The 19,433-nt window shown below is 72.2% G+C and carries 12 protein-coding genes and 1 pseudogene; 9 read left to right on the plus strand and 4 right to left on the minus strand.

Annotated features, from left to right (window positions below; all coding sequences use genetic code 11):
* Positions 1-427 precede the first annotated feature (427 nt).
* Positions 428-2,635 (minus strand): (Fe-S)-binding protein, encoded by a 2,208-nt coding sequence (locus ABZ234_RS21335; RefSeq protein WP_355013212.1) that lies wholly within the window; start codon positions 2,633-2,635, stop codon positions 428-430.
* A gap of 681 nt (positions 2,636-3,316) precedes the next feature.
* On the opposite strand from ABZ234_RS21335, the gene dnaK reads away from it, so the two are divergent.
* From dnaK to ABZ234_RS21370, 7 genes and pseudogenes are all read left to right on the plus strand, one after another.
* The gene (dnaK, locus tag ABZ234_RS21340) at positions 3,317-5,173 is read left to right on the plus strand and encodes a molecular chaperone DnaK (RefSeq protein WP_267947649.1); all 1,857 of its coding nucleotides are present in this window, start codon (positions 3,317-3,319) and stop codon (positions 5,171-5,173) included.
* Between the two features lie 37 nt (positions 5,174-5,210).
* Positions 5,211-5,981, plus strand: a complete 771-nt coding sequence (gene grpE, locus ABZ234_RS21345) for a nucleotide exchange factor GrpE (RefSeq protein WP_267947648.1) — start codon at positions 5,211-5,213, stop codon at positions 5,979-5,981.
* A 139-nt stretch (positions 5,982-6,120) separates the two neighbouring features.
* Positions 6,121-7,287 carry a molecular chaperone DnaJ gene (gene dnaJ / locus ABZ234_RS21350; RefSeq protein WP_267947647.1) on the plus strand — a complete coding sequence of 389 codons (1,167 nt, stop codon included), beginning with the start codon at positions 6,121-6,123 and terminating at the stop codon, positions 7,285-7,287.
* Positions 7,284-7,700: pseudogene (locus ABZ234_RS21355) on the plus strand (helix-turn-helix transcriptional regulator); the annotation flags it as partial. The gene dnaJ and the pseudogene ABZ234_RS21355, both read left to right, overlap by 4 nt.
* 307 nt (positions 7,701-8,007) lie before the next feature.
* Complete coding sequence (clpB, locus tag ABZ234_RS21360) at positions 8,008-10,620, plus strand: ATP-dependent chaperone ClpB (RefSeq protein WP_355013213.1); 2,613 nt, start codon at positions 8,008-8,010, stop codon at positions 10,618-10,620.
* 447 nt (positions 10,621-11,067) lie between these two features.
* Positions 11,068-11,484, plus strand: a complete 417-nt coding sequence (locus ABZ234_RS21365; RefSeq protein WP_355013214.1) for a spore-associated protein A — start codon at positions 11,068-11,070, stop codon at positions 11,482-11,484.
* A gap of 244 nt (positions 11,485-11,728) precedes the next feature.
* On the plus strand, positions 11,729-13,177 hold the full coding sequence (locus ABZ234_RS21370; RefSeq protein WP_355013215.1) for a BTAD domain-containing putative transcriptional regulator: 1,449 nt from the start codon (positions 11,729-11,731) through the stop codon (positions 13,175-13,177).
* A 70-nt stretch (positions 13,178-13,247) separates the two neighbouring features.
* Here ABZ234_RS21370 and ABZ234_RS21375 read toward each other — a convergent pair whose 3' ends face one another.
* The 3 genes from ABZ234_RS21375 to ABZ234_RS21385 all read right to left on the minus strand — a co-directional run bounded on the left by ABZ234_RS21375 (position 13,248) and on the right by ABZ234_RS21385 (position 16,149).
* Positions 13,248-14,234 (minus strand): NAD-dependent epimerase/dehydratase family protein, encoded by a 987-nt coding sequence (locus tag ABZ234_RS21375; protein WP_355013216.1) that lies wholly within the window; start codon positions 14,232-14,234, stop codon positions 13,248-13,250.
* A 171-nt stretch (positions 14,235-14,405) separates the two neighbouring features.
* Positions 14,406-15,668 carry a sigma-70 family RNA polymerase sigma factor gene (locus ABZ234_RS21380; protein WP_355013217.1) on the minus strand — a complete coding sequence of 421 codons (1,263 nt, stop codon included), beginning with the start codon at positions 15,666-15,668 and terminating at the stop codon, positions 14,406-14,408.
* A gap of 55 nt (positions 15,669-15,723) precedes the next feature.
* The gene (locus ABZ234_RS21385; RefSeq protein ID WP_267947641.1) at positions 15,724-16,149 is read right to left on the minus strand and encodes a YciI family protein; all 426 of its coding nucleotides are present in this window, start codon (positions 16,147-16,149) and stop codon (positions 15,724-15,726) included.
* Between the two features lie 397 nt (positions 16,150-16,546).
* Between ABZ234_RS21385 and ABZ234_RS21390 the strand changes: the two genes are divergently transcribed.
* Both ABZ234_RS21390 and ABZ234_RS21395 read left to right on the plus strand, forming a co-directional pair.
* Entirely contained in the window at positions 16,547-17,188 is a 642-nt protein-coding gene (locus tag ABZ234_RS21390; protein WP_355013218.1) for a DUF1449 domain-containing protein, read from the plus strand.
* A 196-nt stretch (positions 17,189-17,384) separates the two neighbouring features.
* Positions 17,385-19,430, plus strand: coding sequence for an SPFH domain-containing protein (locus tag ABZ234_RS21395; RefSeq protein WP_267947639.1), 2,046 nt, complete (start codon positions 17,385-17,387; stop codon positions 19,428-19,430).
* Positions 19,431-19,433 lie beyond the last annotated feature (3 nt).

Genomic DNA, 19,433 nt, shown 5'->3' on the forward strand with positions numbered 1-19,433 from the left:
GGCCGGCGGTGGACCGAGGACCCCGCGGGCTCCGGACCGCGGAGCCGCGTGCGCCTCTGCACCGGACACGGCCGACGCGGGTCGGGGCGAGTCGGCGCGGAGCGGGGCGGGACGGAGCGGATCGGGCCGGGGTGGAGCGGGCCGGGGTGGAGCGGGGCACTGTCCACAGGCTGTGGACGAAGCCGCCGGGCGGCCCCGACTCCGAGCACGGGGCGCCCTCCCCGCCGCCGGACGGGCCCCGCCCCTGCCACGACCCGCACCCGGCATGCACACCCCGTCATGGCGTCCGCACTGCCCGGCGCCGCTCCGCGCGGGCTCCGCGGGCGTCGGGGAACGCCGGAGGGGCCGGGCTCCGGTCGCGAGAACCCCCGCGACCCGGGCCCGGCCCCTCCCCGCCCCCGCCGACGGCGGGAGCGCGTGCCGACGGTCAGGCGTCGGCGGCCTCGGCCTCCTTGGGCGCCTCGCCCCGGACCGAGCGCAGGAGCAGCTGGGAGACGTCCACGACCTCCAGCGTCTCCTTGGCCTCGCCCTGCGACTTCTTCTCGTTGATCGCGTCGCCGAGCATGACCTGGCAGAACGGGCAGGCGGTGGAGACGGTGTCGGGGTTGGTGGTCAGCGCCTCGTCCACCCGCTCGGTGTTGATGCGCTTGCCGATCCGCTCCTCCATCCACATGCGGGCGCCGCCCGCGCCGCAGCAGAAGCCCCGCTCCTTGTGGCGGTGCATCTCCTGGGTCTTGACCCCGGGCACCTGGGCCATGATGTCGCGCGGCGGCGTGTACACCTTGTTGTGGCGGCCCAGGAAGCAGGGGTCGTGGTAGGTGATGTTCTCGTCCACGGAGTTGACCGGGGTGAGCTGCCCCTCCTCCACCAGCTTGGCCAGCAGCTGGCTGTGGTGGACGACCTCGTAGGTTCCGCCGAGCTGCGGGTACTCGTTGGCGAGGGTGTTGAAGCAGTGGGGGCAGCTGGCCACGATCTTCGTGACGCCGGCGTCGTTGAGCGTCTCCACGTTCTGCTGCGCGAGCATCTGGAAGACGTACTCCATGCCCAGTCGGCGGGCGGGGTCGCCGGTGCAGGCCTCCATGCCGCCCAGGACGGCGAACTTGACGCCCGCGATGTCCAGCAGTTCGGCGATGGCCTTGGTGGTCTTCTTCGCCCGGTCCTCCAGCGCCCCGGCGCAGCCGACCCAGAACAGGTACTCGGTGCCCTCGGGCAGCTTGTCCTCGACGACCTGGACCTCGACCGGGTTCTCCTGGGAGGCCAGCTCGGCGACCCAGTCCATGCGCCGGTCCTCGGCCATGCCCCAGGGGTTGCCCTTGTTCTCCAGGTTCTTGAGGAGCGTGTTGGCCTCGGACGGGAAGTTGGACTCGACCATGACCTGGTAGCGGCGCATGTCGAGGATGTGGTCGATGTGCTCGATGTCGACCGGGCACTGCTCGACGCAGGCGCCGCAGTTGGTGCAGGCCCACAGCTCGTCGGGGTGGATGACGCCGCCCTCCTCCTCGGTGCCGACCAGCGGCTTGTTGAGGAGTGCGAGGACGTCCACGCCCGCGTGGCTCTCGTCGGGCTTCTCGGCGAGGGTCTCCTCGGTGATGCCCTGGAGGAGGTACGGGGCCTTCTCGTACGCGTGCCGCTGGAGGTCGAGGACGACCTTCTTGGGCGAGAGGGGCTTGCCGGTGTTCCAGGCGGGGCACTGCGACTGGCAGCGGCCGCACTCGGTGCAGCTGCTGAAGTCGAGGAGGCCCTTCCAGGTGAAGTCCTCGATCTTGCCCGCGCCGAACGGGTCCTCGTCCGGGTCGGCCTCCTCGAAGTCGAGGGGCTTGGTGCCGGACCTGTCCATCATCTGCTTGGCGGCGCCGAGGGTCGGCTTCCCGTCGGCGTTGCGCTTGAAGTAGATGTTGACCGGCGCGATGAAGCGGTGCCAGCCCACGCCCATGGTGAGCTTGAGCGCCAGCACGACGAAGAACGCGTAGCTGATGATCAGCTTGAACGCGGCGACCAGGGCGATGCCCGGGTCGGCGATGCCCGGGTCGCCGGGCAGAAGCGCGCCCACGGCGTGGGAGATCGGGGTCGCCCAGACCGGGAACGGGAAGGTGTCGGAGGCGACCTTGAAACCGCGGATCACGAAGATCGCGAACAGCAGGCCGATGATGTACGCCTCGACGTAGTAGCCGGTCCACTGCTTGGAGTTCATGAAGCGGGACGCGCGGCCGATCCGCGCGGGGCGGTTGACGAACCGGTAGGCGGTCAGGCCCAGGATGCCGACGAGGCTGGTCCCGGCGATGAACTCGATCGCCAGGCCGTAGATCGTCCAGTCGGCGATGACCGGCAGCGTGAAGTGGGGGTCGAAGACCTCGCCCTGCGCCTCCACGACCGTGAAGGCGAGAAGGGGGAAGGAGACCATCACGAACCAGTGCGCGACGCCGATCCACGGCCGCTTGAGCATGCGCCCGTGCCCGAGGATCTCGATGACCGTCATGGTGAACCGTTGTCCGAACGGCCCCTTGCGCTCGGGCTCCACCGCACGGCCCACACCCACGGTTCGCACGATCTGGCGGACGGCCAGAGCGAACATGGTGAACGCGACCACGGCGAAGACCGAGGTGATGATGCCCAGCGTCAAGTACAGAGGATGCATCGTCCGTGGCCTCCCATCCTGCTTCTCGTCGACCGGTGCGCCACACACCGGCGGTCGGAACTTATGTTACTAGCGGGTAATCGCGCGCCCGCCACCGGATCGCCCCGCCGCCGGGCGCGGACCCGGCGGGCGCCCCTTCCGGCGCGGACCGGGGCCGCGGCGCCTGCCCGCGCCGAGGCCCGCGGGCGCCGACGTAACAGAACCACGGGCGTGCGTCCGGGACGACCCCGGACACACCGCGCCTCCCCCTATATGTAGCGGACCGCGGACACCGGCGGGCGCCCCGGGCATCGGTGGGACCACCGGGGATCTCCCCCGATCCCAGGTTGGGCCACAGCGGGGGCGGGGGCAACCGGGAACCCGCGGCTGTGGACGGCCGGGCCGGACGCCCCGCCCCCGGCGGGGAACCGCGCCCCCGCCCCCGCCGCCCGGAGCCGCCGGGGTTACCCCCGGACGCCCCTGACCTCCCCTGGTTTCCAGGTCAAGGATGTCCCCGAGTTGTCCCGGGGTTCCCCCATCTTCCTCGTGGGGAGTGCCCAGGTCGGGAACATCCCGGCTTGTCCGGCCGTTGTCAGGGCGTAGGAACCAACTTGAGTCTGGTCGACTCAACTGACTTGACAGTCCTCGCTCGACGAAGCAAACTTACGCCTGAACGACTCAACTTTGACGGAGGAAGCAACCATGGCTCGTGCGGTCGGAATCGACCTCGGTACGACGAACTCGTGTGTCGCGGTCCTGGAGGGCGGCGAGCCGACGGTCATCGCCAACGCCGAGGGCTCCCGTACCACCCCGTCCGTCGTCGCCTTCGCCAAGAACGGCGAGGTCCTCGTCGGCGAGGTCGCCAAGCGCCAGGCGGTCACCAACGTCGACCGCACCATCCGCTCGGTCAAGCGCCACATCGGCACCGACTGGACGGTGAAGATCGACGACAAGACCTTCAACCCCCAGCAGATCAGCGCCTTCGTGCTCCAAAAGCTCAAGCGCGACGCCGAGGCCTACCTCGGCGAGGACGTGACCGACGCGGTCATCACCGTCCCCGCCTACTTCAGCGACTCCCAGCGCCAGGCCACCAAGGAGGCCGGCACGATCGCGGGCCTCAACGTCCTGCGCATCATCAACGAGCCGACCTCGGCCGCCCTCGCCTACCACCTGGAGAAGGAGGAGGAGGCGACCATCCTGGTGTACGACCTGGGCGGCGGCACCTTCGACGTCTCCCTGCTGGAGGTCGGCGACGGCGTCGTGGAGGTCAAGGCGACCAACGGCGACAACCACCTCGGCGGCGACGACTGGGACCAGGCGATCGTCAACTGGCTGGTCGAGCGCTTCAAGAACTCCAACGGCGTGGACCTGTCCAAGGACAAGATGGCCCTGCAGCGCCTGCGCGAGGCCGCGGAGAAGGCCAAGATCGAGCTGTCCAGCTCCAGCGAGTCGGGCATCAACCTGCCCTACATCACGGCCTCGGCCGAGGGCCCGCTGCACCTGGACGAGAAGCTCTCCCGCGCCGAGTTCCAGCGCCTGACCTCCGACCTGGTCGAGCGGACCAAGACGCCGTTCCAGCAGGTCATCAAGGACGCGGGGATCAGTGTCGACCAGATCGACCACGTGGTCCTGGTGGGCGGCTCGACCCGTATGCCCGCCATCGCCGACCTGGTCAAGGAGATGACCGGCGGCAAGGAGCCCAACAAGGGCGTCAACCCGGACGAGGTCGTGGCGATCGGCGCCGCGCTCCAGGCCGGCGTGCTCAAGGGCGAGGTCAAGGACGTCCTGCTCCTGGACGTGACCCCGCTGTCGCTGGGCATCGAGACCAAGGGCGGGGTGTTCACCAAGCTCATCGAGCGCAACACCACCATCCCCACCAAGCGCTCCGAGATCTTCACGACGGCCGACGACAACCAGCCGTCCGTGCAGATCCAGGTCTACCAGGGTGAGCGCGACATCGCCCAGTACAACAAGAAGCTGGGCGTCTTCGACCTGACCGGCCTGCCCCCGGCGCCGCGCGGCGTCCCGCAGATCGAGGTCGCCTTCGACATCGACGCCAACGGCATCGTCAGCGTCACCGCGAAGGACCTGGGCACCGGCCGCGAACAGTCCGTCACCATCTCCGGCGGCTCCGCGATGTCCAAGGACGACATCGACAAGATGGTCCGCGACGCCGAGCAGTACGCGGAGGAGGACCGCAAGCGCCGCGAGGAGGCCGAGGTCCGCAACAACGCCGAGTCCCTCGTCTACCAGACCGAGAAGGTCATCAAGGACAACGAGGACAAGATCCCGGCGGACGTGCGCTCCGAGACCGAGGCCGCGGTGGCCGAGCTGAAGACCGCACTCGAGGGCACCGACGTCGAGGCCATCCGCTCCGCGAGCGAGAAGGTCGCGCTGGCCAGCCAGAAGATCGGTTCCGCGATCTACAGCCAGGGCCAGCAGGGCGGCGCCGAGGGCGACGCCGGCGCTTCGGCCTCCGACTCCGCCGACGACACCGACGTCGTGGACGCCGAGATCGTCGACGAGGACAACGGCAAGGGCAACCAGCAGCAGTCCTGAGCCCCAGGTCGAGTCGAGGAAGGAGGGCACGCCGGACATGGCACCGTCGGACAACAACACGAACAACTCCGACACCGGTGACGGTGAGGAGAAGCAGGGCCCGGTGATCCGCGACAACCGCCGGATCGACCCCGAGACCGGTGAGGTCCGCGAGCCCAAGGGGGCCACCGCCCCCGAGGAGCCCGCCGCCGCGCCGGACGACTCCGACGAGGACGTCGTCGAGGCCGAGCTGGAGGACTTCCCCGAGATTCCGGACACTCCGGAATCCGTGGTCACGGACGCGATCAACGCGGACGAGCGGGTCATCGAGCTGACCAACGACATCAAGCGCGTGCAGGCGGAGTACTCCAACTACCGCAAGCGCGTCGAGCGCGACCGCGTCGCGGTCCGCGAGACGGCGACCGCCCAGGTCCTCGGCGAACTCCTGCCGATCCTGGACGACATCGGCCGGGCGCGGGACCACGACGAGCTCAACGGCGGGTTCAAGGCGGTGGGCGAGGCCCTGGAGGCCTCCGTCACCAAGCTGGGCCTGGAGCGCTACGCGGACCAGGGCGACGAGTTCGACCCGAACATCCACGAGGCGCTCACCCTGGTGCCGGTCCCCAACATCTCCGTACAGTCGGTGATCGAGGTGTTCCAGCCCGGGTACCGCATCGGCGAGAGGATCCTCCGTCCGGCCCGCGTGGTCGTCGGGGACCCGGTCGACGGCGGCGAGGCCCCGGCCGGCGCCGCCGAGGACGGCGGGACCCCCGGAGCGGACGAGGCCGACACCGCGGCCGAGTCCGGTGGCGAGGAGAACAGCAAGTAGCGGGCACGCCCGTGACCTCCGGCCGTGACCTCCGCGCGAGCGGCGGTCACGGCCGGAGTCGGACCCCGGCCCGCCACGGGCCGGGGTCACGTGGAACCATCGGACGCAACCGGCACCAGCGGGGAGAAGGCACCAGTCGATGAGCACCAAGGACTACCTGGAGAAGGACTACTACAAGGTCCTCGGAGTCTCAAAGACCGCCTCGAAGGACGAGATCAAGCAGTCCTACCGCAAGCTGGCCCGGGAGAGCCACCCCGACGCGAACACCGACGACCCCAAGGCGGAGGACCGCTTCAAGGAGGTCTCCGAGGCGTACAACGTCCTGTCGGACGACAAGCGCCGCAAGGAGTACGACGAGGCGAGATCGCTGTTCGGGGGGTCGTACCGCCCGGGCGGCGGCACCGGGCCGGGCGGGTTCGACATGGGCGACCTGTTCGGCCAGGGCACCTCCGGGGGCGGTGGCGGCGCGGGCGGTGAGCGCCTGAGCGACATCTTCGGCGGCCTGTTCGGCAACCGCGGCCGAGGCGGCGGGGCGACGCGCAGCCGGCGCGGCGCGGACGTCGAGACCGAGACCACGCTGACCTTCCGCGAGGCGGCCGACGGGGTCACGCGCTCCTTCCAGCTGACCAGCGAGGAGGCGTGTCCCACCTGCAAGGGCACGGGCGCCAAGCTCGGCACGGCCCCGCGGATGTGCCCGAAGTGCTCCGGCACCGGGCACGAGAACACCAACCTGGGCGGCTTCTCGCTGTCCGAGCCGTGCAGCGAGTGCAAGGGCCGCGGCCTGGTCGTGGACGACCCCTGCGCCACCTGCAACGGCAGCGGGCGCGGCAAGAGCACCCGCACCATCCAGACCCGTATCCCGGGCGGGGTGACCGAGGGCCAGCGGATCAGGATCAAGGGCAAGGGCGCGCCGGGTGAGAACGGCGGTCCGGCGGGTGACCTCTACGTCGTCGTCCACGTGAAGGAGCACCCGGTGTTCGGCAGGAGCGGCGACAACGTGACGATCACCGTGCCGGTGAGCTTCCCCGAGGCGGTGCTCGGCGCGGAGGTCCGCATCCCGACGCTCAACGGCTTCCCGGTGACCGTGAAGGTCCCGCCGGGCACGCAGAACGGTCACAAGCTGCGGGTGCGCGGCAAGGGCGCGACCCGCAAGGACGGCACCGCGGGCGACATGCTCGTCACGATCGAGGTGGCGGTGCCGAAAACGCTCAGCGGGGACGCGCGCGAGGCCCTGGAGAAGTTCCGCGCCGCGACGTCCGACTACGACCCGCGTGACGGACTCGAGGCGCGGGCGAAGGGTGCGTGAACGACGTGAACGACTCCTTCGGCGCTGACGCCCCGGTCTACGTGATCTCGGTGGCCGCCGAACTCGCGGGGATGCACCCGCAGACCCTGAGGCAGTACGACCGGCTGGGGATCGTCTCCCCCGGCCGGGCGTCCGGCCGGGGGAGACGCTACTCCATGCGCGACGTGCAGACGCTGCGCGAGGTGCAGCGGCTGTCCCAGGAGGAGGGCATCAACCTCGCCGGGATCAAGCGGATCCTCGAACTGCAGCACGAGGTCGAGCAGCTGCGCGAGCAGATCTTCCATGTGGCGAACGAGCTGGAGGCGGCCCGGCGGGCGGTGTCCAGGCGCGGCAGGCCCGCCCGCCCCGAGCCGGGGCCCGCGGTCCGCGGCGAGCTGGTGCGCCGGACCCGTGTGACCATCTTCAACACCGCCGAGCCCTTCGGCGCCGCCGGGAGCGACGAGGAGCCCCGCGACGCGGGGCCGGGCTCCCCCGGCCAGCCGGGCGCTCCGGGCCGGGGCGCCGCCGGACCGGGAGTCCCCGGGCAGGGCGGTCCCGGGCAGGGCGGTCCCGGGCAGGGCGGCCCCGGGCAGGAGGGCCCGCAGCGCGGGACCGGCGGCACCGAGAGGGGCCGCACGGAGAACGGGCGGGACTGAGGGACGTCCGCCCCACCGCCGGGGGCCGAGGCCGGCCACTGAACATCACTGTGAGTGACATTAGTTTTTCTAGGAGTCACCGAACATGAACTACAAGCTCACCCAAAAGAGCCAGGAGGCTCTGTCGGTGGCCATCCGCCGCGCCACCACGGACGGCAGCCCCCAGACCGAGCCCGCGCACCTGCTGGCGGCCCTCCTCGACCAGCCCGAGGGGATCACCCGCCCGCTGCTCAAGGAGGTCGGCGCCAACCCCGACACCCTCAAGGACAAGGTCGAGGCCGCCATCGGCGCCCTGCCCAGGGCCGCGGGGTCCACGGTCAGCTCGCCCAGTTCGTCGCGCCAGCTGATCGTCTCCATCAACACGGCGGCGCAGCGCGCCCAGCAGATGGAGGACGAGTACGTCTCCACCGAGCACCTGCTGGTGGGGCTCGCCACCGACGGCGGTGAGGCCGCACGGCTGCTCACCGAGGCGGGGGCGGCCCCCGACGCGCTCCTGGAGGCGTTCGAGCGGGTGCGCGGGACGGGGAAGATCACCACCGAGAACCCCGAGGACACCTACAAGGCGCTGGAGAAGTTCGGCGTCGACCTCACCGAGCGCGCCCGCGAGGGCAAGGTCGACCCGGTCATCGGACGCGACGGGGAGATCCGCCGGGTCGTCCAGGTGCTCAGCCGCCGCACCAAGAACAACCCCGTGCTCATCGGTGAGCCCGGCGTCGGCAAGACCGCCGTCGTCGAGGGGCTCGCCCAGCGCATCGTGGCCGGGGACGTGCCGCAGTCGCTGGTCGGCAAGCGCCTGGTCAGCCTGGACCTGTCCGCGATGGTGGCGGGCGCCAAGTACCGGGGCGAGTTCGAGGAGCGGCTCAAGTCGGTGCTCTCCGAGATCAAGGCGTCCGAGGGCCGGGTCATCACCTTCATCGACGAGCTGCACACCATGGTCGGCGCGGGCGCCGCCGAGGGCGCCATGGACGCGGGCAACATGCTCAAGCCCATGCTGGCGCGCGGGGAGCTGCGCATGGTCGGCGCGACCACCCTGGACGAGTACAGGGAGAAGATCGAGAAGGACCCCGCGCTCGAACGCCGGTTCCAGCAGGTCATGGTGGGCGAGCCGTCGGCGGCGGACACGATCGCGATCCTGCGCGGGCTCAAGGGCCGCTACGAGGCCCACCACAAGGTCCAGATCGCCGACGCGGCGCTGGTGGCCGCCGCGACCCTGTCCGACCGCTACATCACCGCCCGCTTCCTGCCGGACAAGGCCATCGACCTCATCGACGAGGCCGCGTCCCGGCTGCGCATGGAGATCGACTCCAGTCCGGTGGAGATCGACGAGCTCAAGCGCACCGTCGACCGCCTGAAGATGGAGGAGATGGCGCTGGAGAAGGAGTCGGACCCGGCCAGCGTGCAGCGGCTGGAGCGGCTCCGCTCCGACCTCGCCGACACCCAGGAGCAGCTCACCGGCCTCGTGGCGCGGTGGGAGCAGGAGAAGGCCGGGCTCAACCGGCTCGGCGAGCTCAAGGGCCAGCTGGACGACCTGCGCACGCGCGCCGAGCTGGCGCAGCGCGAGGGCGACTTCGGCGAGGCCTCCCGGCTCATGTACGGGGACATCCCGCAGCTGGAGAAGCAGGTCGAGGAGGCGTCCAAGGCCGAGGAGAGCGCGGCGCCCCAGGGCGGCGACACCATGGTCAAGGACGAGGTCGGCGCCGACGAGGTCGCCGACGTGGTGTCCGCGTGGACCGGCATCCCCGTCGGGCGGCTGCTGGAGGGCGAGACCTCCAAGCTGCTGCGCATGGAGGACGAGCTGGGTTCGCGGATCATCGGCCAGCGGGACGCCGTCACGGCGGTGTCGGACGCGGTGCGCCGGGCTCGGGCGGGGATCTCCGACCCGGACCGGCCGACGGGTTCGTTCCTGTTCCTCGGGCCGACGGGCGTGGGCAAGACCGAGCTGGCCAAGGCGCTGGCGGAGTTCCTGTTCGACGACGAGCGCGCGATCGTGCGCATCGACATGAGCGAGTACTCCGAGAAGCACTCCGTGTCGCGCCTGGTGGGCGCGCCCCCCGGATACGTGGGGTACGAGGAGGGCGGGCAGCTGACCGAGGCGGTGCGCCGCCGCCCGTACACGGTCGTGCTGCTGGACGAGGTGGAGAAGGGGCACCCGGAGGTGTTCGACACCCTGCTCCAGGTGCTGGACGACGGCCGCCTGACCGACGGGCAGGGCCGCCAGGTCGACTTCCGCAACACGATCCTCATCCTCACCTCCAACCTGGGGTCGCCGTTCCTGGTGGACCAGTCGCTGGAGGAGTCGGTGCGCCGGGACCGCGTCATGGACGTGGTGCGGGCGACCTTCAAGCCGGAGTTCCTGAACCGGCTGGACGACGTGATCATGTTCGACGCCCTGTCCACGGCCGACCTGACGCGGATCGTGGACCTGCAGGTGGACAAGCTGGCCGGGCGCCTGGCCGACCGGCGGTTCGGCCTGGACGTCACACCGGGCGCGCGGGAGTGGCTGGCGCTGACGGGCTACGACCCGAACTACGGCGCGCGTCCGCTGCGCCGCCTGGTGCAGTCCACCATCGGCGACCCCCTGGCGCGTGAACTGCTGTCGGGCTCCCTGTCCGAGGGCGACACGGCGGTCGTGGACGTGGACGACGTCTCGGACAAGCTGCGGGTGACCGTGCGCGGGGGCGGCGCTCCCGCGGCCTGACCGGGCCCCGCGCGCGGGGGCCGCGGGGCCCGGCCGGGACGGGCACGGAGCGCAGGCGGTGGGGGGCCGTCCCCGGTCGGGGGCGGCCCCCTCCGTGTGCCGGGTGCCCCGGGAGGGGCGGGCGTCCGCCCCCGGGCCGGGACCCACCGCAGCCCCTCTGCCCACCGGGCGGCGCACCACCGGACGATGCGTGATCGTGGAAGGCGCAGGTGTCCATGTCGTACGGCACCGACGACATCCGTTCGAGCGAGGGCTCGGCCGGCCCGAAGCCGGGCTGCCCGCCTCCCCGGCCTCCGGGCGGGACGCAAGCAGGGGTGAAGCCGACACGAAGCGGCCTCTGTCAGCCTCTCCCCGCACCCGCACCACGAAGGGCGCCCCGGTGACGGGACCGACCGGGGCGGTCCGGCACTCCGCGTATCCGCTCGGGCCCACGATGGGACACGAATCATGAGGAAGCTCCTCCGCAAGACCGCCTCCGCCGCAGCCGCCCTGGGCCTCGCGGCGACCGGCCTGCTCGCCACGGCCGCGCCCGCCGCGGCGGCCACCTACGGGGGCGAGTGCGGCAGCGGCTACTCCGTGGTCAACTCGGCCGCCGTCGGGACCAAGGGCACGGTCTTCCTGACCTACAACAACTCCAACGGCCGCAACTGCGTGGTGACCAAGCGCAACGCCGCGGGGTCGGCCGTCGTCATCGAGGCGGGCCTGTCGATCAGCCCGGCGGGCAACCACTGGGACGTGTACGAGGGCGACTACTTCACCAGCTACGCGGGCCCGATCTACCTGAACGCGGCCGGGCGGTGCGTGGACTGGATGGGCCGCATCAGCGGCACCGAGGGCGGCAAGCGCGGCACGAACTGCGGCTGACCCCGTTCGGGCGGAGCCGGGCGCCGGGCCGCCCGGCTCCGCCGGATCACTCCCGTACCGGTTTCACTCCGGCGGTGAGCACAGCCGTCCTACGACCGAAACCCGATGACGCAGGTCAACATCCGGCGTATTCCGGACCTGTCACACGCAGGCCCGACGATCTGTGGACCGGGCCGCACAGCGTGTCATATGCTCCGCCACGGCCGTGCGGCGCAGGGGTCGCCGCGGGGCGAGGGGGCGCGGGGTGCAGACCAACCTGTCAGTGATCCGGTACCGGCTGCTCGGCTCGGTCGAGGCCCATTCCGGGGGGCGGCGCGTCGCACTCGGCGGCCCCAAGCGCAGAACCGTCCTCGCGGCCCTGCTCCTGCGGCCGAACACGGTGGTCGCCGACGACAGGCTCGTCGACCTCGTCTGGGGGGACGACCCGCCGCGCAGCGCCCGGCCCCAGCTCCAGGTGCACATCCACGAACTGCGCAAGCGCCTGGGCCCCGCGACGATCGTCCGGCACAGCTACGGCTACCAGCTGCTGGCGGCCCCCGGGGCCACCGACGCGGAGGAGTTCCGGCGGCTCGTCGCCCTGGCCCGGGTCCACCGGTCCGAGGGGCGCCGCGACGAGGCCGCCCGGACCCTGCGCTCGGCGATGGCGCTGTGGACCGGCCCGGCCCTCGGCGGGGTCACCGCGCCGCTGGAGGAGAAGGCGCGCCCCGCCCTGGAGGAGTCGCGGCTGTACGCCCTGGAGGAGCTGTACGGGGTGGAGGTCGAACGCGGACGGGGCTCCTCCGCCGTGCCCGAACTGCGCACCCTCTGCTCCGAGCACCCCACCCGGGAGAGCTTGGTCGCCCTGCTCATGTCCGCCCTGCACTCGTGCGGGCGCACCGGCGAGGCGCTGGAGGCGTACGCCTCGCTGCGCGACCTGTTCGCCCGGGAGATGGGGATCGCCCCGGGCGCACAGCTCCAGCGGCTCCACCTGGGGCTCCTGAGCCCGGAGCGGGAGGAGGGGCCGGCCCGCCGCAGGCCGTCGGTCCGCCCGGCGGAGCTCCCCCACGCCGTCCGCGGTTTCGTGGCGCGGGACCGGGAGCTCGCCGTCCTCGACGCCGGACGGGAGGGGCGGGCCTCCCTGTTCCTCGTCACGGGGGTCGCGGGCGTCGGCAAGACCGCGCTGGCCCTGCACTGGGGCCACACCGCGCGGGAGGACTTCCCCGACGGACAGCTGTACCTGGACCTGCGCGGATCCGCGTGCGGCGAGGCTCCGACGCAACCCGACGACGCCCTGCGCCAGCTGCTGCGCAGCCTCGGCGCCGACACGCGCGACCTGCCGGCCGACGCCCCGGGGCTCGCCAAGCTGTTCCGCTCGATGACGGCCGACCGGCGGCTGCTGATCCTGCTGGACGACGCCGCGTCGGCGGAGCAGGTCGTCCCGCTCCTCCCGGGCGGCCCGGACAGCACGGTCCTGGTGACCGGCCGCCGTGACCTCCCCGACCTGGTGGCGCTGTTCGGCGCGGTCCGGATCCGGCTCGACGTGCTGTCGGAGGAGTCCTCCGTCGAGCTGTTCCGGTTCGTCGCCGGGGACGCCGGGCCGGCCTCCGGCCCCTCGGCCGCCCCGGCGATCGCGGGCGACTGCGGCGGGCTCCCCCTGGCGCTGCGGATGGCCGCCGCCACCATGGGCGCCGTGGGCCCTCCCCGGCCGGCCTGACCGGCGGGCACGCCGCCCCGTCGCTCCCGGCGGAGGAGCGCCGACCCGCCCGCGGGGCGCGCCGCGCGGGTCACCCGGCGTCGAGCACGCGTGCCTCGACCTGCGGGTCCAGCCCCGGGCTCGGGCGGTCCGTGCGCTGCGGGGCCTCGCCTCCGACGGACAGCAGCCACTCCCAGGTGTCGGTGACGGTCTCGGTCACCGGGCGGCAGCGCAGACCGGCCGCGACCGCCCTGGCGACGCCGGCGCCGTGCAGCGCCTCGTGCATCTCGCCCGGCGGCAGCCAGACCGGCAGGTCCGTCCACGGCCGGATGCCCGCTTCCGCGACGACATCCGGGTCGGTCCAGCGGAACTCCGCGTCGGAGCCCGTGGCTGCGGCGCAGGCGGTCAGCAGCCCCTCCATGGTGGTGTGCCCCGGCGGGCTCACCAGGTTGTACGGGCCGCCCAGGCCCTTCTCGGCCGCGTCGAGGGTCCACGCGGCGAGGTCGCGCGCGTCCACGTACTGCAGGGGCAGGTCGCGCGGGCCGGGGGCCAGGACCGGACCGCCGCGGGCGACGCGGTTCAGCCACCAGGGCAGGCGGCCGACGTTCTCGTGCGGGCCGAGGACGAGTCCGGCCCGCACGGACAGGGCCCGGACCCCGAAGGCCCGCTCCGCGGCCAGCTCCCCGCCCCGCTTGTCGTTCGCGTAGTCGGTGGCGCCCGCGTCCGGAGCCCCCTCCACCACCGGCCAGTCCTCGTCGGAGCCCGCCGGTGAGGGGTAGGTGTAGACGGAGCGGCTGGAGACGTAGGCGTAGTGCCCGGCACGGTCCGCGAGGAGGTTCGCCGCGGCGGCCACGGCGCTCGGCGCCGCCGACCAGGTGTCGACAACGGCGTCCCACTCCCCCGTCCCCAGTTCCGCGAGCCCGCCCTCCGCCAGCCGGTCGCCGTGCAGCACGGTGGCGCCCTCCGGAGCCGGCCGGGTCCCCCGGTGGAACACGGTGGTGTCCCACCCGCGTCCCAGCGCGTCCTCCACGACGGCTCGTCCCACGAACTCGGTACCGCCCAGTACGAGAAGTCTCATGGGGAGGATTCTGGCGTCCCGCGCCCCGGCACGCCAGAGGTGACTGCTCTCGGCAGAACCGCACGTGACCGGACGCGCCGACGGGGCCCGGGGCACGCCGCACGGTTCGGCCCGGCCCCCGGCTCCGCCCGGGTCACCGGCCGCGGGGAGGGCCCGGCCCGGCCGCCGCGGTCAGCCCGCGCAGGAGACGGCGCGACCGCGGAGGTGGTCGCGCTCGCGCTCGTTGAGGGTGAGGTCCGCCGCGCGCTCGAACTCCTCCCGCGCCTCGTCCGGACGCCTGAGGCGCAGCAGCAGGTCGCCCCGCACGGCGGCCAGGAGGTGGTAGCCGTCCAGGACCCCGGCCTCGCTCAGGGAGTCCACGATGTCCAGCGCCGGTCCCGGCCCGTCCGCCATGGACACCGCGACGGCGCGGTTCAGTTCGACCACCGGGGACCGGGTGACCGCGGCCAGCTCCGCGTACAGCCCCGCGATCCCGGCCCAGTCGGTGTCCTCCACGACCGCGGCCTGGGCGTGCTTGGCCGCGATGGCCGCCTGGAGCGCGTAGGGGCCGCGCGGTTCGGCCGGGTCGGCGGAGAGCGCGTGCCTCAGCGCCCGGAACCCTCGCATGACGAGCCTGCGGTCCCAGCGGGTGCGGTCCTGCTCGGCGAGCGGGACGGGCTCGCCGCCCGGCCCGACACGGGCCCGGAACCGCGAGGCGTGCAGTTCCATCAGCGCGACCAGGCCGTGCACCTCGCGCTCCCCCGGCAGCAGCGCGGTGAGCACCCTTCCCAGGCGCATGGCCTCGTCGCACAGCTCGGGGCGTATCCAGTCACCGCCGGAGGTCGCGGCGTAGCCCTCGTTGAACACCAGGTAGACGACCTCCAGGACGGAGGCGAGCCGGGCGTCGCGGTCCGCCCCGACCGGTACCTCGAAGGGCACCTGCCTGGCGGCGAGCGTGCGCTTGGCGCGCACGACGCGTTGGGCGACGGTGGACTCCGGCACCAGGAAGGCGCGGGCGACCTCCTCCGTGGTGAGCCCGCCGAGCAGGCGGAGGGTGAGCGCGACCCTCGCCTCGGTGGACAGCACGGGGTGGCAGCACACGAACATCAACTTGAGGAGGTCGTCGCCGTAGTCCTCCTCCAGGACGGCGTCGAACTCGGCCTGTCCGTCGTGCCCGGCGATGTCGCGGCCCAGGTCGGCCATCCGCTTCTGGAAGCGCTCGTCCCGCCGCCAGCGGTCGAGCATCCGCCGCTTGGCCACGGTGGTCAACCACGCGCCGGGGTTGTCGGGAACCCCCTCGTCGGGCCACTTCTCCAAGGCGCTGACCAGGGCGTCCTGGGCGAACTCCTCGGCGAGGCCGACGTCGCCGACCATGCGGGTGAGCGCGGCGACGAGGCGGGCCGACTCGATGCGCCAGACCGCCTCGACCGCGCGGGTTGCGTCGGTGTGGCTCACGGACCAATGACAGCACCATGAGCCACACCACCGCAAGCCCGGACGAACCGGCCCCTCAGGCCTCGTGCTCGTTGTGGGCACGCATCTGGCGCTCGCGCTCCTTGAGCTCCTCGGGCATCTCGTCGCCGAAGTCGTCGGTCCCCATGATGCGCCGCAGCACCAGGCTCATCTCGCCGGTGTCGCCGTGCGGGCAGCGCCTGGCCCACTCCACGGCCTCCTCGTGCGAGGACACCTGGAGGATCCAGTAGCCGGCGATGAACTCCTTGGCCTCCGCGAAGGGGCCGTCCGTGACGTTCGTCCGGCCGTCGGAGAAGGTGACCCGGGTCGCCTCCTCGGAGGGGGCCAGGCCGTCGCCGGCGAGGAGGACGCCGGCCTTGACCAGCTCCTCGTTGTAGTCGGCCATCGCCTGGAACATCTCCGGCGTCATCTCCGTGTCGGCCTCGGCCTGCGGGTCGGACATGATCGACATCATGTAGCGCATGGTGTTCGCCTCCCGTGCGGCGGAGGAGCCTCTCTCCCCCGCTCTCGTCTACACGTCGAACGGAACGGCGGGGGATCGACACGGCGGCCGAACTTTTCTCCGACTTTTTTCGGGGAGTCCCGCCCGGGCCGCCGCCCCGGTCTCGTCGATCCGCCTCACCAGGCCTTACTACCCGGAACGGCGGGGACGACCGCGGAATCCGCGACCGCTCGCCGCGCACGGGACGGTCCGCCTCCGGACGGGCCGCCGCCCGCCCCGCGGCCGGGGGCGCCCTCCCCCCGCCCCCTGGCCACAACCGGTCATACCGGTGACCGCCCCGGAGCCCGACCTGGGCCGTTCGGTAGAGTTCCGACACGGTCGCGCCGGGCGGCGGTCGCGGAGCGAGGGGGCGGTTCGGGTGGGCTTGTTCTTGGACACCGCCCTCGGGTTCCCGACGGTGCTGCTCACCCCCGCACTGGTCGTCGTCGCGGGCTACTGGCTGTTCGTCGCGGTCGGCGCCGCCGACCTGGACCTCCTCGACGGCGTGGACGCCGACGGCGACGCCGTGGGCCTGAGCGCCTTCATGGGCAGGGTCGGGCTGGGCCGCGTCCCGGTCACGGTCGCGCTCACCGCGCTCGTCTGCGTCGCCTGGTTCGTGAGCATGATCGGAGGCATCATGACCAACCTCCTGGACACCGCGTCCACCCCCCTCCTGCTGGTGCTCGGCGCCGTGGTCCTGCTGATCGCGCTCGTCGCCGCGTGGGCGGTCACCAGCGGACTGGTCATGTCACTCCAGCGGTTCCTCCCCCGGCGCACCGAGGATTCCAAGCACGAACTGGTCGGGCGCACCTGTGTGATCCGCATCGGCGACGCGGACGGGTCCTTCGGCCGGGCCGAGATCACCACCGCGGGCGGGGCGTCCATCTCCATCCCGGTGCGCACCACCGGCGGCGAGGTCCTGCCGCTGGGCAGCACCGCCCTGATCTTCGACCACAGCCCCGAGGGCGACGTCTTCCTCGTCACGCACTTCGACGCCGCGCTGGACCCCGACCGGCCCTGAGCCCCCGGTCCCGGGGCTCCGCCTTTCCCGGGCGGGCCCCTCCCGAACGGGGCGGGCCGGTCGGAACGGAACCGTTTCGGATGGGCCCGCGTCCCATGTGTACGAGCGTCCCTCCCCGGGGCGGCCACCCGCAGCCGTCCCGTCCCCCCGAAACGCTCGCTTCCCCCGTACGCCACTCGCGGAAAGAGTCCCCCACGTGTTGCTGAGTGCTACCACGAACGGCCAGGAGGCGGCGGACGCGGCCTTCCTCACCGTCGGTGTCGCCGTGGCCGTCGGCCTGGTCGTCCTCCTCGCCCTGCTGCTGATGGTCACGCGCCTCTTCCGCAAGGTCGAGCAGGGCAAGGCCCTGATCATCTCCAAGGTGAGGGACGTCCACGTCACCTTCACCGGAGCGATCGTCCTCCCGGTCCTGCACAAGGCCGAGATCATGGACATCTCCCTCAAGACGCTGACCCTCGACCGGCGTGGGCGGGAGGGTCTCACCTGCAAGGACAACATCCGCGCGGACATCAAGGTGTACTTCTACGTCCGGGTCAACGAGACCGCCGAGGACGTCAAGAAGGTCGCCAAGTCGATCGGCACCGCGCGCGCCAGCGACCAGGACACGCTCCAGGAGCTGTTCAACTCCAAGTTCTCCGAGGCCCTCAAGACCGTCGGCAAGCAGTTCGACTTCGAGGAGCTGTTCACCCACCGCGAGCAGTTCCGCCACGCGATCGTCTCCCTGATCGGCACCGACCTCAACGGCTACAGCCTGGAGGACGTCGCCATCGACGAGCTGGAGCAGACGCCGCTGCACCAGCACGACAGCAACAACATCCTCGACGCGCAGGGCATCTCGAAGATCACGGAGCGCACCGCCAAGGAGCACAAGCGCACCAACGAGTTCGAGAACGACCGCAAGAAGGAACTCGACCGGCAGAACACCGAGACCGCCGAGACCCTCGCCGAGCTGGAGAAGCGCCGCGAGGAGGCGGCCGCGAAGGCCAAGCGCGAGATCGAGATCATCCGCGCCCGCGAGGAGGCGGAGACCGCCCGCGTGCAGGCCGAGGAGCGACTGAAGGCCGAGACGGCGAACATCCGCACCTACGAGGCGCTGGGCGTCCAGACCCAGAACCAGCAGCGCGAGATCGCGGTCGCCGAGAAGAACCGCGAGCGCGTCATCGCCATCGAGAGCGAGCGCATCGAGAAGGACCGCATGCTGGAGGTCATCGGGCGCGAGCGCGAGACCGAGCTGAGCCGCATCTCCAAGGACAAGGAGGTCGAGGCCGAGCGCCGCGAGGTCGCCGAGGTCGTCCGCGAGCGGATCGCCGTGGACCGCACCGTGGCCGAGCAGGAGGAGGCCATCAAGCGCCTGCGGGCCGTCGAGGAGGCGGAGCGCCAGCGCCAGGCCGTCATCATCCACGCCGAGGCCGAGGCCCAGGAGAACCTGGTCAAGGACATCAAGGCCGCCGAGGCCGCGGAGGCCGCCTCCAAGCACCGCGCCGCCGAGGAGCTCACCCTCGCCGAGGCCCGCCAGCAGGCCGCCGAGCTGGACACCCGCGCCAAGATCCGCCTGGCCGAGGGCACGCAGGCCGAGGCCGCCGCCGCGGGCCTGGCCGAGGTGCAGGTCCGCCACCAGGACGCCGAGGCCATCGAGAAGGTCGGCCGCGCCGAGGCCGTCGTGGCCCGCGAGAAGGCCCGTGTCGAGGCCGAGGCCGTCGAGCAGAAGCTGCGCGCCGAGGCCGCCGGCCTCACCGACAAGGCCGAGGCCATGGCGGCCCTGGACCAGGTCAGCCGCGAGCACGAGGAGTACCGCCTGCGCCTGGAGGCCGAGAAGGAGGTGCGCCTGGCGGGGATCAACGTCCAGCGCGAGGTCGCCGAGGCACAGGCCACCGTCCTGGCCACCGGTCTGGAGAACGCCGACATCAACATCGTCGGCGGCGACGGGGCGTTCTTCGACCGCATGGTCGGGGCCATCGGCCTGGGCAGGTCGGTCGACGGGTTCGTCAACAACTCCGAGACGGTGCAGGCCCTGGGCTCGGGCTGGCTCAACGGCGAGGGCGACTTCGGCGGGTCGATCCGCAAGGTGCTGTCCTCGGTCGACACCGAGGACGTCAAGAACCTCACCGTGTCCGCTCTGCTGCTGAAGCTGATCAGCGCCGGCGGTCCGCAGACCGACAAGCTCAACGGCCTGCTCGGCACCGCCCGCTCCCTCGGGGTGGACCACCTGCCCGCGGCCGCCCTCGCCGGCGCCGAGCGGTGAGGC

Source organism: Nocardiopsis sp. NPDC006198, assembly GCF_040613895.1.
Classification (GTDB): domain Bacteria; phylum Actinomycetota; class Actinomycetes; order Streptosporangiales; family Streptosporangiaceae; genus Nocardiopsis; species Nocardiopsis tropica.